This window comes from Kitasatospora sp. NPDC056273 (assembly GCF_042268845.1).
GTDB lineage: Bacteria > Actinomycetota > Actinomycetes > Streptomycetales > Streptomycetaceae > Kitasatospora.
In genome coordinates, this window is the sequence record NZ_JBHJSJ010000051.1 from 51,075 (window position 1) to 67,235 (window position 16,161).

The following is a 16,161-nucleotide window of genomic DNA, read 5'->3' on the forward strand; positions in this document are numbered from 1 at the left end:
CCATCGCCGCACCGCACGACCTGCTGCTCGCGGGCCTGCACACCTCCCTCGCCGACCCGGCGATGACCTCGATGAACCTGCTCAACGAGATCTCCATCCGCTACCCGGAGGCGGTCTCCTTCGCGGCCGGCCGCCCGGCCGAGCAGTTCTTCGAGCTGGACGCCGTCCACCGCCACCTGGACCGCTACCTCGACCACCTGCGCACCGAGCGCGGGCTGACCGAGGAGGCGGCCCGTCGGCAGGTGCTCCAGTACGGGCGGACCAAGGGGATCATCCACGAGCTGATCGCCACCCACCTCGCCACCGACGAGGGCATCGAGGTGCCCGCCGAGTCGATCGTGGTCACGGTGGGCTGCCAGGAGGCGATGTTCCTGGTGCTGCGGGCGCTGCGCCGCGGCCCCGAGGACCTGGTGCTGGCCGTCTCCCCCACCTACGTGGGGCTGACCGGCGCGGCGCTGCTGGCCGACCTGCCGGTGCGGGCGGTCGCCGACGGCCCGGACGGCGTGGACCTCGCCGACCTGCGCCGCCAACTGGCCGCCGCCCGGGCCGAGGGGCTGCGCCCGCGGGCGCTCTACCTGGTGCCGGACGTGGCCAACCCGAGCGGGGCCAGCCTGCCGCTGGAGCTGCGCCGGGAGCTGCTGGCGCTGGCCTCCGAGGAGGACTTCCTGCTGCTGGAGGACAACCCGTACTGCGTGTTCGCCGGCGAGGAGCGGCTGCCCTCGCTCAAGGCGCTGGACACCGACCGGCGGGTGGTCCACCTCGGCTCCTTCGCCAAGACGGCCCTGCCGGGCGCCCGGGTCGGGTACGTGGTGGCGGACCAGCTGGTGGCGGACGGGCAGGGCGGCACCGGGCTGTTCGCCGACCTGCTCGGCATGATCAAGAGCATGACCACGGTGAACACCTCGCCGATCGCCCAGGCCGTGATCGGCGGCGCGCTGCTGGAGCACGGCCACAGCCTGCGGGCCGCCAACACCGAGGTGGCCGCGCTCTACCGGCGCAACCTCGCGCTGGTGCTGGAGGGCCTGGCCCGGCGCTTCCCGCCCGGCTGCGGGGTGACCTGGAACGAGCCGCGCGGCGGCTTCTTCCTGGTGCTCACGGTGCCGTGCGTGGTGGACGACGCGCTGCTGGAGCGCTCCGCCTCGGAGTACGGGGTGATCTGGACGCCGATGTCGCACTTCTACCCGGGGACGGGCGGGGAACACCAACTGCGGCTCTCCGTCAGCCAGGTCGACCCGGCCACCGTCGACCGGGGGCTGGACGGGCTGGCCGCGCTGCTCGCCGCGCGGTCCTGACCGGCCCGGAAGGGGGCGTCCCGTCCGGGGCGCCACCTTCCGGCCCGCTCCGACCCCCACGAGGGTAGGTTTCAGGCATGCTTGACTACCTCTCACGCACCATCGCCGCCTACGAGCACAGCGCCGACAAGTACGAGTCCGCCACCAAGGGCATGGTCCCGGACGAGGAGCTCGACCTCTTCACCGGGATGCTCCCCGATCCGGCCGGGCCGGTCCTGGACGCCGGGTGCGCCTTCGGCCGCGACACGGCCCTGCTGGCGGCCAGGGGCGTGGCGGTGACCGGCGTCGACCTGAGCGAGCCCTTCGTCGCCCGGGCCCGGGAGCTCCACCCCGGCCTGGACTTCCGGCGCATGGACGTGTGCGCGCTGGACCTCCCCGACGCCTCCTTCGCGGGCGTCTGGTCCCAGGCGACGCTGCTGCACCTCAGGGACGAGCACGTGGCGGCCGCGCTGGCCGAGTTCCACCGGGTGCTGCGGCCCGGCGGGGCGCTGTTCGTCAGCTTCAAGGAGGGGGAGGGCGAGGAGGAGTTCGTCGAGTCCTTCAGCGCCGACGCCGCCCGCTTCTTCCGCTACCAGACCGCCGACCGGGTCCGCGGCCTGCTGGAGGCGGCCGGCTTCACCGGCGCCGACGTCCGCGTCGTCAACGAGCGGCAGCGCTACGGCGCCGGGCACCGCGACCTCGACTGGCTGACCGCGTACGCCCGTACCGCAGCCTGAGCCGGCGGGGCCCAGTCCCTGAGCGAGCGTCACGTTCGGGTCGAAACAGGCCGTTTGCAGCCATCCCAATCGTCGGGCCCTGGAGCACCACCACGGATTTCGGCTGACGACCGGTCAATCTCGGCCGGAAATCCGTGCGTTGACCACATCGTTATTGAACGCCCCCTCGACACGTTGTTATGGTCACGAACTGTCGTGATCAAGTCAGCCACAAGGGGGCGATCATGGACGAGCCGAAGCCGCGTCCGGACGGCGCACGACCTCCGACGGGAGGCGACCGCACCCCGACCACCGGGGCGGACGGCGGCCCGGGGTGGTCCCTCACCCCGGTCGCGATGCTGCGCCACGCGGGCTACCCGCTCTCGCTGCTGGACCGCGTCGTCGCCCCCTCGACCGCCCGGGCCGCCGACGCCGTCCTCGACCTGCGGGACGAAGCCGTAGAGCTGGGGCGGCGGTTGAAGGCCGACCTGCGCGCCGAGCGGGCCGGCACCCGGGGCGACCTCGCCTCCGGCGTCGGCATGCTCCGCCCCTTCCCGCCCGCCGACCTCGCCCGGCTCGAAGCCGAACTCGGCCCGGCCGCCCTGGACTCGGCCAAGCGCTACCAGGACGCGGTGCAGGCCCTGGACGGCCACTGGGAGGCCTTCGAGCGGGAGCACGGCGCCGCCCTCGCCGACGCCCGCCGGACCGTCGTGGACCTGTTCCGCGAACCCTCCCTCCAGCAGGTCCTGCTGCTGTCCAACGACGCCCGCTTCGATGAGTTCACCGCCTGGCTCGCCTCCGGCGGCGCCGGGTCGGACGGCCACGTCAAGCGGATGACCGACCTGCTCGCCATGTACCTCCAGCGGGTCACCACCAAGAACGAGACCCACTCGCACTTCGGCCCCCTCGCCGTCGCCCGGACCGCACCGGAGGGCGCCGCCCCCGGCGTCGGCTGGTCCACCGGCCCGCTGCGCCGGATCGCCCTGCTCAGCCACTGGGCGGGCGAGGCGATGGCCGAGGTCTTCAGCGCCCGGCCGGAGGCCTTCGAGGCGGTGCGCCCCCGCCGGCGGCCCCTCGCCTTCGCCGAGGGCCCCGTCGTCCGGCTGTACGCGTTCGAGAGCACCACCGGCATGCCGGACGGCTGGCGCTTCGTCGCGGTGAAGGCCGACACCTTCGACGCCGACCGGTCCTGGCTCTGGGAGCACTGCGACGGCGAGCGCACGGTCGCCTGGCTGCGCGCCGCCTGGGCCGACCGCCCGGACCGCCCGGCCGACCGCGACTTCGACCGGGTGCTCGCCGAACTCGTCGACCAGGACTGGCTGATCGGCCGCCGGGAGATCCCGATCGGCGCCACCGACGTGCTGCGCGAACTCGCCGGACAGCTCGCCGACGACTCCCCCGACCTCGCCGTGGTGCGCCGCTTCCAGGACGGTCTGCGCCGCTTCGCGGAGGGCCCGACGGAGCGGCGCGCGGCCCTGCTCGGCGAACTCAAGCAGGCCTTCGAGGAGGTCACCGGCTCCGCCGCCAACCGCTCCGAGGGCCGGCACTACGCGGACCGGAGCATCCTCTACGAGGAGGCGTACAGCCCGCTCAGGGACGTCGTCCTCGGCCCCGACGTCGCCGCCCTGATCGGCCGCGAGCTGTCCGTGGTCTACGACCTGACGCTGCTCGTCCCCCGGCTGCGCGTCCGACGCGAGCTCGACATCCTGCACCGCTGGACGGCACGGCGCTTCGGCACCGGCACGCCCGTACCGCTGCCGGACTTCTACGCCGCCTTCTTCGCCGACAAGCCGCTGCTCGCCGCCGAGTGCGCGGAGGTGGACCGGGAGATCGCGGCGCTCGACCGGGAGGTCGTCGACCTGCTGCTGGACGGCGCCGAGGACGGCCGCTCCGAGAGCGTCGTCGACCGGGCCCGGCTGGAGGAGCTGCTCGCCCGCCACCCCGACACCCCGCCCGCGCTGTGCAACCCGGACGTCATGCTCGCCGCGCCGGACGCCGCCGCGATCGGCCGCGGCGACTTCCTCGCCGTCGTCGGGGACTGCCACGCCGTCCGCGAGGCGCTCACCCACTCCAGCTTCGCCTCGATGCTCCAGGCCGAGGCGCCCGAACTCCTCGACGCGGTCCACGACCGCTACCGGGGGCTGCTCGACGAGGACGAGGTGCTGGTCGACCTCTCCCGCTCGCACCCCGACAAGACCGGCGCCCAACTCACCTACCCCTGCCCGGACCTGGAGGTGTACGGGCTCTCCCCGAAGGCCCGCGGCGACGTCCTCCAGCCCGGCGCGCTGTACCTGGTGGCCACCGCCGACCGGCTGGAGCTGCGCGCCCACGGACTGGCCGGCCGGCTCAAGCTGCTCGCCCCGCTGGCGGGCGGCCCCAGCATCCGCCAGGACCCGCTCTCCCCGTTCGCCTTCCCCCGCCACTTCGGCGGCGTCGGCGTCCGCGACCGGGACCGCGACCACGTGCCCCGCATCCGCTGCGGCCGGATCGTGCTGCACCGGGAGCGCTGGCGCGTCCCCGCCGAGGCCCTGCGCGGCTGGAGCCCCGGCGTCCACCGCTCCAAGGGCGACGCCCCGGAGTTCGCCGCCGCCCGCCGGCTGCGCCGCGAACTCGGCCTGCCGCGCCGCGGCTTCCTGAAGATCCCCGGCGAGCCGAAACCGGTCTACGTCGACTGGGAATCCCCCCTCATCGTCCGGCAGGTCTTCCGGCTCGCCCGGAAGACGGCCGCCGCTCTGGAGTTCAGCGAAATGCTCCCCGCCCCGGAGCACCTCTGGCTCGACATCGACGGAGAACGTCACACCAGCGAGCTGCGCTGTGCGGTCTTCTCGCGCCGTCCCCACTGAGTGCTCCACGTCGAGGACCCCACGCCCTCACCGACCGAAGGCACCGCCATGACCAAGAGCTGCATCGTCCAGTTGCCCTTCCCCTCCAGCCACGACCCCGACCCGAACCTCGCCCGCTACTACGACGACTACGACCGGCGCTTCCGGGCCATGCTGCCCGAGTACTTCATCCCGACCGACGGCCTGTGGGAGATGCCGCTCTGGGTCGCCCACCTGACCGCCCTGCTGAACACCGCGGGCCTGGACTCCGTCTTCCGCGACCTGTCCAGGACCCCGGCCGAGCCGGAGCACTGCGCCGAGCCGCTGCTGGAGGCGACCGCCCCCGGCGACCTGGTCCTGATGTCCCCGCTCGCCCAGAACCTCCGGCTCGCGCTGGAGGTGGCCAAGCGGCTGGAGCACGCCGGCCGGCGCGTCGTCCTCGGCGGCAACATGGCCCCGCTCGCCCCCGACGGCGCCGTGCACGCCGTGCACCGCGGCCAGCTCGACGCCACCTTCGTGCGCCGGCTCGTCGAACTCGCCTCCGGGTCCGGCGGCAGCCTGGAGAAGCCGCTGCTGCCCGGGCTGGTGTCCGACCGGATCACCTGGGCACCGGACTACCGCCACCTCGGCGGCTACCAGGGCCGGGTCCCGCTGCTGCGGCTCAACGCCAGCCACGGCTGCCTGTACCAGTGCTCGTTCTGCGGCGACGCCTGGAGCAAGCAGCTCACCCTGGTCGCCAAGGACGCGCTCGCCCAGGAGGTCGACGAGCTGACCAGCCGGTTCCCCGACACCCGGCTCTTCTACATCGGCGACAAGACCTTCGGCCAGTCCCGCGAGGCCGTCGGCAACCTGCTGGACGTCTTCCGCGACCGCCCCGGCTACCGCTTCATCGTGCAGACCCACGTGATGCAGGTGAAGGAGTGGATCGTCGAGGCCATGCTCGAACTCGGCGTCGTCGCCGTGGAGCTCGGCTTCGAGTCGGCCGACTCGCAGATGCTCAAGCGCCTCAACAAGCTCTCCCGCGGCCTGGACGACTACACTTCGAAGATCCGTCAACTCAGCGACGCCGGGCTGAAGATCGTCCTCAACATGATGGGCGGCCTGGACGAGGAGACGGAGGCCGCGCACGGCCAGACCGTCAGCTGGATGCGGGAGAACGAATCGGCGCTGTGGCTCTTCAACCTCTACAACTTCGTCCCGTACCCGCTCACCCCGGACTTCCCCAGGCTGCGCGAGCGCATCTTCAACTGGGACTTCGCGGACTGGCGGGAGGACGCCCCGGTCGTCTACCGGCCCCGGCACCTGTCCCCCGAGGACAGCTGGGACCTGTTCCAGGAGAAGATCGCCGCGGCGCACGCCATCATCCGCGACCCGCTGCCCGCCGCCCCGGCCTCCGCCGTCCCCGGCCTGTCCGTCACGCCCGCCGCGCAGGAGAACTGACATGACCGAGCTCCCCGACTTCGAGGCCCTCCGCACCAGCGTCAAGCCGGAGGACTTCGAGCAGGACCCGCTGCCCGGCTGGGCCGGCGTCGGCACCCTCTTCGGCGCCCCCACCACCACCGCCGACCAGGTGGACGTGGGCGAGACGGGCTGGGTGGTGTCCGGCGTGCCCTACGACGCCACCGCCAGCTCCCGGCCCGGCGCCGCCGAGGGGCCGCGGGCGGTCCGCCAGGCCAGCCTGGTCTTCTCCAGCTACCTCACCAGCCTCGGCCAGTGGCGGATGCTGGACACCCGCACCGGGCAGACCTTCCGCTACCACGCGCCCCGCGTCGCGGACGCCGGAGACCTCCACATCTACCCGACGGACACCGTCAAGACCTTCCAGGCCGTCGCCGCCGAGAGCCGCCGGCTCAGCCAGAACGCCCCGCGGCTGATCTTCCTCAACGGCGACCACTCCTGCACCTTCCCCACCTTCGCCGGCTTCCGCGCCGGCCGGCTGGACCGCGGCGCCGGCCGGGTGGGGTTCATCAACATCGACCACCACTTCGACTTCGGCAACTGGAGCACCCTGCACGGGCCGCTCTACCACGGCTCCAACTCCCGCCGGATCAGCGAGATCCCGCAGATGCGCCCGGAGGACATCGCCTTCGTCGGGGTCGGGGACGTGACCAAGTACGACCAGTTCCGCGGCCTGCTGGACAGCGGCTTCCACGTCGTCCCCGGCTCCCTGATCACCCGGGACGGCGCCGCCGCGGCCCTGCGCCCCGTCATCGAGGAGCTCGGCTCGCGCTGCGACACCGTCTACGTCTCCCTCGACATCGACGTGCTCGACAGCGCCGCGGCGACCGGCACCGGGCACGTCACCATGGGCGGCATCGGCATCGGCGACCTCCTCGACGTCTACGAGGAGCTGCGGGCGCTGCCCGTCGGCGCCGTCGACATCGCCGAGATCGCGCCCCGCTACGACCCGTCCGGCGGCACCGCGCAGATCGCCGCCCGGCTGCTCTTCGAGTTCCTGTTCCGCACCGAGGTCGCCCCGGCCGAACTCGCGCCCTGGGCCCCCGGCACCCCCTCCGCACCCCTGGAGCACCGGTGAGATTCACGCCCCACGAAGCGCAGTTCGACTGTACCCCGCTGGTCTCCGGGGCCCCCGCCGAGCGCGAGCGGGCGCTGGACGCCCTCGCCGCCGGAGCCGTCGAGGTCATCCACCGGACCGGCTACGCCGTCTTCCGGATCGGCCGGCTGCGACTCGGGGTCGAGGAGAGCCGCCGGCTGTCCACCGGCATCGTCGAGCGCGTCCGCACCGCGCTGATCGCCCGCGGCGCCCCCGCCCGGATGCGGCTGGAGGTCGACAAGGCGCAGCAGACCTACGTCCCCGAGGGCTACACCACCCGGACCCTGCTGCCCCACCACGACGGCCAGCACTGCTCGTACCTGACGCCCAGCCTCCAGGACGCCCCCGACTGGGACCCGGCCCAGCGCACCTACGGCGACTCCGGGTACACCACCACCGCCGCGCACAAGATGTACCAGGGCATCTTCCTGCCCGAGGTCGGCGAGGGGCTGAGCGTCACCACGTACTACGACTGGCTCGGCGTGATCGACGAGGTGCTGGAGCGGCGCGGCATCGACCGGGGCGACGACCCCGTGGCCGGCGCGGCCCGCTGGCTCGGCGGCAACCTGCGCCGCGGCCTGGAGCGCCAGCCCGAACACGGTTGCGCCTACCCGTCGGTGGGCGCCATGCTCGGGCTGGAGGAGACGTTCTGGCACGGCCTGTCCTTCCACCACAGCGAGGCGGACCTGTCCAAGGAGGAGCGGCGGCGCTACCCCGCCGCCGTGCCGCTGGCCCGCGAGTGCGCCTGCGGCGAGTGCCGGGGCGAGGCGGCCCGGCTCTTCTGCCACCAGCTGCTCATGGCCACCGGCCTGACCTGGGCGCGGTTCCGCCGCCGCTGGGAGGTGCTCGCCCCGGGCGAGCACTGCGACCTGCTGCTCGGCCACAACCTGACCATGCTGCACGGCGGCCTGGCCGGCGGCGCGGGGCGGATCATCGAGCCGCTCTGCCTGGTCGTGGACGAGCCGTCCGGCCCCGAGTACGAGCGCTGGCTGGCCGCCTCCTGGCGGCGCACCCTGCCCGGGGCCCGCTGATGCGGAGGAGCCTGCCGGTGCGGGGGGCCCGGCCGGCGCGCGGGGCCCTGCCGACGCGGGGATCCCGGCCGACGCGGGGATTCCGGTCGGCGCGGGGATCCCGGTCGGCGTGGAGGTCCCGCTGATGCGGGGGGCGCCCGCGACCCTGGCCACCCCGGTCGACCTGCACCTGCACACCCGGCACTCGGACGGGGACGAGGCGCCGGCCGACCTGGCGAGGCGGTGCGTCGAGGCCGGGCTGCGGGTGGCCGCCGTGACGGACCACAACACCCTCGCGGGCGTCGCCGCCTTCGAGCGGGCCGCCGCCGGGCGCCTCACCGTCGTCCCGGCCTGCGAGATCACCACCACCTGGCGCGGCGAGGAGACCCACTGCCTCGCCTACTTCGTCGACCCCGGCGACGAGGCGTTCCGGCGGCGGATCGGACGCCTCCACGACGCCGAACTCGCCTGGTGGCGCACCTGGACCGACCGGGCGCACGCCCTCGGCGTGCCGATCGCCCGGGCCGACGTCGAACGGCGCCTCGGCGGCGACCGGGTGGCCTACGTCAACGACTACCTGGCCCTGCTGCTGGAGGCCGCCGGGGACGACCCCCGGTTCGCCCCGTACGCCGACGGCGACGACCGGTTCGCCCGCCTCATCGCCGACTGGTGCCGCCCGGGCCGGCCGCTGCACGTCGAACACCCCGTCAACCCCGACCTGGTGGACGTGCTGTCCTGGATCGAGCGGGCGGGCGGCGTCGCCGTCCTCGCCCACCCCGGCCCGCACACCGCCGACCTGGACGCCCCGCGGTGCGCCGAACTGCTGGCGCCGCTGCGGGCGGCCGGCCTGGCCGGACTGGAGGTGTGGACCAGCTGGCACACCCCGGCCGACAGCGCCCGGCTCGCCGAGGCGGCCGGGCGGCTCGGCCTGGTCGCCACCGCCGGGTCCGACTACCACGGGGTGCGGGTCAAGCCCTGGGCGCCGAGCCCCGGCCTGCTGCCCGCGCTCCCCGCCGACCCGCTCGCCGTCCTGGACGCCCTGCACGACCGCCGTCCGCCCGTCCACTCGATCCCCCAGGTGAGGCCGTGACCACCGTCAACGATCCCCGGACCGCCGCCGAGCCCGGGGTGCGCGTCCCCTGGCAGCTCGCGCCGGTCGTCGTGCTCCGCCAGGCCGGCTTCCCGATGGAGCTGCTCGCGCCCCTGGCCGACCCGGCCGCCGCCGAGGAGGCCCGGGAGCTCGTCGCCCACGGGCAGCGGCTGAAGGAGCTGGCCGACGCGTTCAAGGCCGCCCTGCGCCGCCACCCGGTGCCCGGCGCTGCCCGGCTGTCCTCCCCCGCCGGGTTCCTGCTGCCCGTCCCCGAGCCCGAGCTGGCCGCCGCGGCCGCCGCCGTGCCCGCCGAGGAGGCCGCCGTCCTGCGCGCCTACCAGGACGCCGCCCGGCACTTCGCCGAGGAGCAGACCCGGTTCGCCGCCCGGCACCAGGACCGCCTTGACCGGGCCGGGGCCGCCGTCGTCGAGGCATTCGGCGACGAACGGCTGCGGCAGGTCCTGCTGCTCTCCAACGACTCCGCCTACCCCACCTTCGCCGCCTGGCTCGACGCCCACGACGGCGCGACCGGGCGGCGCACCCGCAAGATGACCGACCTGCTCACCATGTACCTCCAGCGGGTCACCACCAAGAACGAGACCCACTCGCACTTCGGCCCCTTCACCCCCGGCCGGGTCGGCACCGCCCCCGGCATCACCTGGTCCGGCGAGCGGGAGCTGGAACGGCGCGCGCTGTTCAGCCACTGGGCCGCGGAGAAGCTCGCCCAGAGCGCCGCCGCCGTCCCCGGCCTGCTCGACCACGCCCGCCCCCGGCGCCGCCCGCTGTCCTTCCTGCGCGACGGCCGGATCGACCTCTACGCCTTCACCACCCGCGACGGCCTGGACACCGACTGGGACTTCCAGCACCTCGGCGGGCGCCCGGTCGAACCGTACGAGGCCTGGCTGTGGCAGCACTGCGACGGCGAACGCACCCTGAGCGAACTGCGGCAGGCCTGGCAGGACGAGCAGCGCTGCCCCGTCCCCTTCGACGAGGTGCTCGCCGGACTCGCCGAGCGCGAATGGGTGGTCGTCGAGTTCGAGATCCCGATCGGCGACCACCGGCCGCTGGCCGCCCTGCGCGAGCAACTGCTCGCCGCCCCCGCCCCGCTGGCCGACCCGCTGCTCACCGCGATCGACGGCTTCGAGGCCGACCTGACCCGCTTCGCCGCCCTGCCGCTGCCCGAACGCGCGGCCGCGCTCGCCGAGAGCAAGGCCCGGTTCGAGCAGCTGACCGGCGGCCCCGCCAACCGCAACAGCGGCCTGCACTACGCCGACCGCAGCATCCTGTTCGAGGAGGCCCGCGGCCGCCCCGCCGACCTGACCGTCGGCCCGGACCTCGCCCGCTTCATCACCGACGAACTGTCCATCGTGTACGAGACCGTGCTGGCCGGCCCGCGCCTGCGGATGCGGCGCGAACTGGTCATCCTCACCCGGTGGGTGGCCGACCGGTTCGGCCCCGGCGTGGAGATCCCGCTGGACGTCCTCTACGCCGAGTTCTTCCGCGACCGCGACGCCATCGCCCGCGAGTGCCTCGCCGTCGAGGCCGAACTCGCCGAACTGGACCGGGAGATCGGCGCCGCCCTGCTCGGCGAGGCCGCCACCGACCCGGACCGCTCCGAGGTCGTGGTCGACCGGGAACGGATGGCCGCCGTCCTCGCCGCCCAGCCGAGCAGCCCGCCCGCCGTCTGCGACCCGGACATCCTGTTCGCCGCGCGGAGCCGGGAGGACCTGGCCGAGGGCCGGTTCACCGCCGTCATCGGCGACTGCCACGCGGTGCGGGAGGTCATCACCCACACCAGCTTCGGCCCGCTGATCCAGGAGCACACCCCCGAACTGCTCTCCGAGGTGTACCGCGGCTACCAGTCCCTGCTCGCCGACGACGAGGTGCTCGCCAACCTGTCCCGCGGCCACCCCGACAAGTCCTCCACCCAACTCGTCTACCCCTGCCACGACCTGGAGGTCTACGGCCGCTCCGCGCAGTCCCGCGACCGGGTGCTGCAGCCCTCCCAGCTCTACCTGGTGCTGCGCGACGGCCGGCTGGAGCTGCGCGCCCACGGCGTCGAGGGCCGGCTGCGCCTGATGGCGCCCCCGGCCGGCGGCCCGAGCATCCGGCAGGACCCGCTCTCCCCGTTCGCCTTCCCCCGCCACTTCGGCGGCGCCGGACTGGACGCCCCCGACCTGGCGCACATCCCGCGCATCCGCTGCGGCCGCGTCGTGCTGCAGCGCGAGACCTGGCGCATCCCCGCCGCCCGGCTGCGCGACACCGCCGCCTTCGGCCGCCAGACCGGCCGGGACGACGCCGCGCTGTTCGTCGCCGCCTGCCGGCTGCGCGCCGAGCACCGGCTGCCCCGGCACGTCTTCGTCAAGGTCCCCGGCGAGCCCAAGCCGGTCTACGTCGACTGGGAGTCCCCGCTGCTGGTCCGGCAGCTGGGCCGGCTGGCCGCCCGAGCCAAGGGCACCCTGGAGGTCTCCGAGATGCTGCCCGCCCCCGACCAGCGCTGGCTGGACGTGGACGGCCGGCGGTACACCAGCGAACTGCGCTGCGCCGTCTTCTCGGCCGGGAACCCCGCCGCGGAGCCGCGCGGGTGAGCACCGACACCGCCGTCCGCCCCTCCTCCGGCTACCACCGGGTCCTCGGCGCCGCCGCCTCCTCCGCGGTCGGCGACGGCATGCGCTTCGCCGCGCTGCCGCTGCTGTCCACCGCGGTGCTGGACGACGCCTTCCAGGTGTCCGCCGTCACCGCCGCGACCACGGTGCCCTGGCTGCTGTTCGCCCTGCCCGCCGGGGCGTACGCCGACCGCTTCGAGCGGCGCCTGCTGATGGTCCTCGCCGACCTGCTGCGCGCCGCGGTGCTGGTCCTCACCGTCCTGCTGCTCGCCGCCGACCGGCTGACCTTCTGGCCGCTGCTCACCTCCGCGTTCCTGCTGGGCGTCGGCGAGGTGCTGTTCGACTGCGCGTCCTTCGCGCTGCTGCCGAGCGTCGTGCCCAAGGACCGGCTGGAGTCGGCGAACGGCCGGCTCTTCGCCGTCCAGACCGTCGGCCGCGACCTGCTCGGGCAGGTCGTCGGCGGCGTGCTGTTCACGGTCGGCCGGGCCGTCCCGCTGGTGATCGACGCGGTCTCCTTCCTGGCCTCCGCGCTGCTGCTGCGCGGCGTGCGCGGGCCGGTGCCCGAGTCCGGGCCTGAATCCGGGCCTGAATCCGGGCCTGCCGCCGAACCCGGGCCGGGCGCCGGGAAACCCCGCCTGCTGGCCGACATCCGCGAGGGAGTCGCCTTCGTCCTCCGCGATCCGCTGCTGCGTGCCCTGACCGTCTCCGCCGGGGTCATCAACGCCGTCTACCTGGGCCAGATCGCCGTCTTCGTGATCCTGGTCCGCGAGGTGCTGGAACTCCCGGACGCCGCGTACGGGGCGCTGCTGGCCGCCGGGGCGGTCGGCGGCGTGATCGGCGGCGCGGTCGCCGGCCGGCTCAGCAAGGCCCTCGGCCGGGCCCCCGCGCTGGTCGGCAACCTGGCCCTGATGGGCGCCGCCGGCCTGGCGGTGGCCGCCACCGACCGGGTCCCCGTGGTCGCCGTCGCCTACGGCGTCACCGGCTTCGCCCTGATGGTCTGGAACGTCGTCGCCGTCTCCCTGCGCCAGACGATCATCCCGGACCGGATGCTCGGCCGGGCCACCGGCGTCTACCGGCTCTTCGCCTGGGGCACCATGCCCCTCGGCGCGCTGGTCTTCGGCCGGGTGAGCGCCTCGGCCGGGCCGCGCGCCGCCTTCGCCCTCGGCGGCGTGGTCACCCTGCTGACCTGCCTGCCGATCGCCTACGCCCTGCTGAGGGACAGCAGGGTGACCGACCGTCGCAAGACCACCGAGGATGCACCATGAGTGAGCGTTTCGCCGTACTGGACCGACTGGCCGGACAGTGGGGCCTGAGCGGCCTGGAACTCGTCGGCAAGGGACTGGAGTTCACCGTCTTCCGGGCCCGGGCCCGGGACGGCGAACCGGTCGCCGTACGGCTCGCGCACCACCGCTTCGACTCCAACGCCAACGACCCGCACGTGGACACCCGCGCCCTGCTCGTCCAGGAGCACGCCATCGCCCGGCACCTGGCCGAACACGGCCTGCCCGTCGCCCGCGCCCGGGAACTCGTCCTCGCCGACGACCCCGACTCCCCCGACGTGCTGCTCTCCGACTACGTCCCCGACGACGGCACCCCGCTCGACTCCCACGCCCTCGGCCGGCTCCTCGCCCGGCTCCACCAGGCACCCCCGCCGCCACTGCACCCCGTCGCCGCCGAGGGCGGCACCACCGCCGAGGTCCTCACCACCCGGATAGGCCGCCGCTGGGCCGAACTCGCCCGCCTCGTCGCCGACTGGCCCGAGCCCCCGGCCCCCGACCTGCTCGCCCGGCACCTCTCCCCCCTCACCGGGACCAGCCTCCTCCACCTCGACGTCCGCAGCTCCAACATCCGCCGCCACCAGGGCCGCACCACCGCCCTCCTGGACTGGTCCAACGCCCTCCTCGGCACCCCCGCCCTCGAGTTCGGCCGCCTCGCCGAATACGCCCGCTACCCCGAGAACGACCTCGACCTCCCCGCCCTCCGCACCGGCTACGCCACCCTCGCCCCCGTCCCCCCCGAGGACGACCCCACCCTCCTCGCCTGCCGCCTCGACGCCGCCCTGATGCTCGCCCTGGTCTTCCTCTCCGAAGCCCCCGACCCCACCCGCGGCCCCACCGCCGCCACCCACGCCCGCGCCCTCGCCGAGCGCCTCAGCCGCCTGTAACGGCGCCACCGGTGGAACCGCGGGCAGCCGGCGGAGCACCGCCGGCTGCCCCCACCAGGCATAGGCCTCCGCTGTTACCGAAAAACGCCCGAGGGTCCCACCGCGAGGTTTCGCGGTGGGACCCTCGGGCGCGATTCAGGCGCTCAACCATCCAGTCAGGATCTCTATGGCTGGACCAACCCCGTCCGCCCGATCCCTCGCACTCTCGGATTCAAGCAGAAAGGGCGGCTCGCCATTCGGTGCAGAATCCAACTGCAATTCTACACCTTCCTTCCGGGAAATAAACCAGACATTTTCGTCGTCACTGGCGCGAGCAGCCGACAATCGTTCGACTCGAAGGCCCGAGAAAGCCTCTCGCAAAGCAGCGAATATCTCGTCCACGGGTCCGCCGGTGGTATCGCCCGGACCCCATGGTGCGACTCTGGGCATCAGCACCCCTCTCGGCTGGTGGTCTACCTGGTCAGCACCGCGGAACTCCGAGCGCGTCAGGAGCCAGCCGGCCGGCCTTCGGCACAGGATTGGACTCAATGGCACCGAACGGATCACTGCTTCCGAGCGTGACGTTCACGTGGTTGTAGTTGAGCGGAGAGCCCGCGCCGGCGATCGGCTCGGGCGCGTACACCACAGTACCGCCGGCCGCCCGAATTGCGCCGGCCGTCGTTGCGCGAAGGCTACCATGCGGGACGCCGGCGCCAGCTTCGTTCACCGAACTACCCATTGAACCGGAGAATTCGACACCAGAATCCGGCATCGGGCTCTGCCCGCCGCGAATGATGACGAAATCGTCCGGCACCTGCCAGGCGTTGTCGTTGTGGACCAGGACCGGCACGCCGCCCGCCAGTACGTAGTACGTGTGGAGGTCGTCGACGGTGAGGTTGTAGGCGGGCTGGAGCGTGCTCCGATGCCGGACGGCCTCGATGCGCTGGGGCCGTCCGGCCGGGTCGCGCAGTTCGTCGCCGACCCTGAGGTCCACGGCGTCGATCCACTGCTTCTGGCTCTCGGACCAGAAGGGGTGGTGATCGGTGCTGGTCAGGGACTTTCCGGAGCCCAGCGAGATGTCGGTGAAGCCACGGTCGTCCGGGGTATAGATGGCCGCGGAGACCCGACGGGGTCCAGTCACTCCGGTCGTGGGGTCGGTGGCGAGAACCTTGTCCCCTGCCTTGACGGTCTCGATCCTACGAGTGGATCCGTCCGCCATCAGGACGTGGGTGCCGGCCGGGAAACTGTTCATCCGGAGTCGGGGGCACGACGGAGGGAGCCGGTTGACGAGCTTCTTGATGAACTCGACGGCCTTCTCGCCCCAGGACCCGAACTTCTTGGCCCACTGGGCGAGTTTGGCGACGGCGGCACCGTCGCCGATGAAGGGGATCGCGCCGATGCAGGAGGTGAGCGCGTCGGCGGTGCGGCCCTCGACGGCGTAGTAGGCGCAGTTGATGAGGTCGGCGACGTCGGCGAGGCCGGGGGCGATAACGCCGCCCGCGCCGCCGATGACGTCCAGGGTCAGGTGGACGCTCTCGGAGAACAGGTGGTAGAGGTAGCTGACGTTGTCGCTGTCCTCCTTCGCCTTCTTGATCTCCTCCTCGAGCGCGGCGATCGAGTCCTGCTTCTGCTTTTCGGCCTGGGCCTGCTTCTCGGCCTCCTTGCGCTCCGCCTCCAGCTTGGCGAGCCGGGCCTTCTCCTCAGCGTCGTACTTGACCTGGTAGTTGGCATGGGCGTCGTCGGCGGCGGTCTGGGCGGCCTGGGCGTCCTTGCCCGCAGCCTCGGCGGAAGCACGGGCAGCACTCGCGGACTCGTTGGCGTCCGCCGCCGACCATCGGGCCTGCCGGGCCGAATTCTCGGCCTGGTTGGCGGAGTAGACGGCCTTGGCGGCGTCGCGGTTGGCGGAGGCCTTGGCGGCGTTGGCGGTCTTCGCGGCCGCGGCGGCCTTG

11 protein-coding genes are annotated in these 16,161 nt (G+C 73.6%); 10 read left to right on the plus strand and 1 reads right to left on the minus strand.

The genetic code is table 11. The features are described 5' to 3' along the window. Nucleotides 1-62: 62 nt before the first annotated feature. The 10 genes from ACFCY1_RS32625 to ACFCY1_RS32670 all read left to right on the plus strand — a co-directional run bounded on the left by ACFCY1_RS32625 (nt 63) and on the right by ACFCY1_RS32670 (nt 14,233). On the plus strand, nt 63-1,292 hold the full coding sequence (locus tag ACFCY1_RS32625) for a PLP-dependent aminotransferase family protein (RefSeq protein ID WP_375876927.1): 1,230 nt from the start codon (nt 63-65) through the stop codon (nt 1,290-1,292). A gap of 77 nt (nt 1,293-1,369) precedes the next feature. Then, nucleotides 1,370-2,008, plus strand: coding sequence for a class I SAM-dependent methyltransferase (locus tag ACFCY1_RS32630; protein WP_375876916.1), 639 nt, complete (start codon nt 1,370-1,372; stop codon nt 2,006-2,008). Between the two features lie 224 nt (nt 2,009-2,232). Further along, a complete protein-coding gene (locus ACFCY1_RS32635; RefSeq protein ID WP_375876917.1) occupies nt 2,233-4,830 on the plus strand; it encodes a lantibiotic dehydratase in 2,598 nt (865 codons plus the stop codon). 48 nt (nt 4,831-4,878) lie between these two features. Then, nucleotides 4,879-6,249 carry a radical SAM protein gene (locus ACFCY1_RS32640; RefSeq protein WP_074004065.1) on the plus strand — a complete coding sequence of 457 codons (1,371 nt, stop codon included), beginning with the start codon at nt 4,879-4,881 and terminating at the stop codon, nt 6,247-6,249. Between the two features lies 1 nt (nt 6,250). Then, complete coding sequence (locus tag ACFCY1_RS32645) at nt 6,251-7,345, plus strand: arginase family protein (protein WP_074004064.1); 1,095 nt, start codon at nt 6,251-6,253, stop codon at nt 7,343-7,345. Then, the gene (locus ACFCY1_RS32650) at nt 7,342-8,394 is read left to right on the plus strand and encodes a hypothetical protein (RefSeq protein ID WP_375876919.1); all 1,053 of its coding nucleotides are present in this window, start codon (nt 7,342-7,344) and stop codon (nt 8,392-8,394) included. The genes ACFCY1_RS32645 and ACFCY1_RS32650 overlap by 4 nt, the downstream gene beginning before the upstream one ends. Nucleotides 8,395-8,518: 124 nt before the next feature. Continuing rightward, nucleotides 8,519-9,463 carry a PHP domain-containing protein gene (locus tag ACFCY1_RS32655; RefSeq protein ID WP_375876920.1) on the plus strand — a complete coding sequence of 315 codons (945 nt, stop codon included), beginning with the start codon at nt 8,519-8,521 and terminating at the stop codon, nt 9,461-9,463. Continuing rightward, nucleotides 9,460-12,051 carry a lantibiotic dehydratase gene (locus ACFCY1_RS32660; protein WP_375876921.1) on the plus strand — a complete coding sequence of 864 codons (2,592 nt, stop codon included), beginning with the start codon at nt 9,460-9,462 and terminating at the stop codon, nt 12,049-12,051. The genes ACFCY1_RS32655 and ACFCY1_RS32660 overlap by 4 nt, the downstream gene beginning before the upstream one ends. Beyond that, the gene (locus ACFCY1_RS32665) at nt 12,048-13,334 is read left to right on the plus strand and encodes an MFS transporter (RefSeq protein WP_375876922.1); all 1,287 of its coding nucleotides are present in this window, start codon (nt 12,048-12,050) and stop codon (nt 13,332-13,334) included. Before ACFCY1_RS32660 ends, ACFCY1_RS32665 begins: the two co-directional genes overlap by 4 nt. Continuing rightward, nucleotides 13,331-14,233, plus strand: coding sequence for a phosphotransferase family protein (locus ACFCY1_RS32670; protein ID WP_375876924.1), 903 nt, complete (start codon nt 13,331-13,333; stop codon nt 14,231-14,233). Before ACFCY1_RS32665 ends, ACFCY1_RS32670 begins: the two co-directional genes overlap by 4 nt. Before the next feature lie 460 nt (nt 14,234-14,693). Here ACFCY1_RS32670 and ACFCY1_RS32675 read toward each other — a convergent pair. Next, nucleotides 14,694-16,161 (minus strand): polymorphic toxin-type HINT domain-containing protein (locus ACFCY1_RS32675; protein WP_375876925.1); only part of this gene is annotated, 1,468 nt, incomplete at its 5' end.

What these genes read in the sequence shown, in the direction of transcription:
- ACFCY1_RS32645 (WP_074004064.1), top strand. Translation starts at nt 6,251, where the DNA reads ATGACCGAGCTCCCCGACTTCGAGGCCCTCCGCACCAGCGTCAAGCCG.
- ACFCY1_RS32635 (WP_375876917.1), top strand. Translation starts at nt 2,233, where the DNA reads ATGGACGAGCCGAAGCCGCGTCCGGACGGCGCACGACCTCCGACGGGA.
- ACFCY1_RS32640 (WP_074004065.1), top strand. Translation starts at nt 4,879, where the DNA reads ATGACCAAGAGCTGCATCGTCCAGTTGCCCTTCCCCTCCAGCCACGAC.
- ACFCY1_RS32670 (WP_375876924.1), top strand. Translation starts at nt 13,331, where the DNA reads ATGAGTGAGCGTTTCGCCGTACTGGACCGACTGGCCGGACAGTGGGGC.
- ACFCY1_RS32625 (WP_375876927.1), top strand. Translation starts at nt 63, where the DNA reads ATGACCTCGATGAACCTGCTCAACGAGATCTCCATCCGCTACCCGGAG.
- ACFCY1_RS32630 (WP_375876916.1), top strand. Translation starts at nt 1,370, where the DNA reads ATGCTTGACTACCTCTCACGCACCATCGCCGCCTACGAGCACAGCGCC.
- ACFCY1_RS32655 (WP_375876920.1), top strand. Translation starts at nt 8,519, where the DNA reads ATGCGGGGGGCGCCCGCGACCCTGGCCACCCCGGTCGACCTGCACCTG.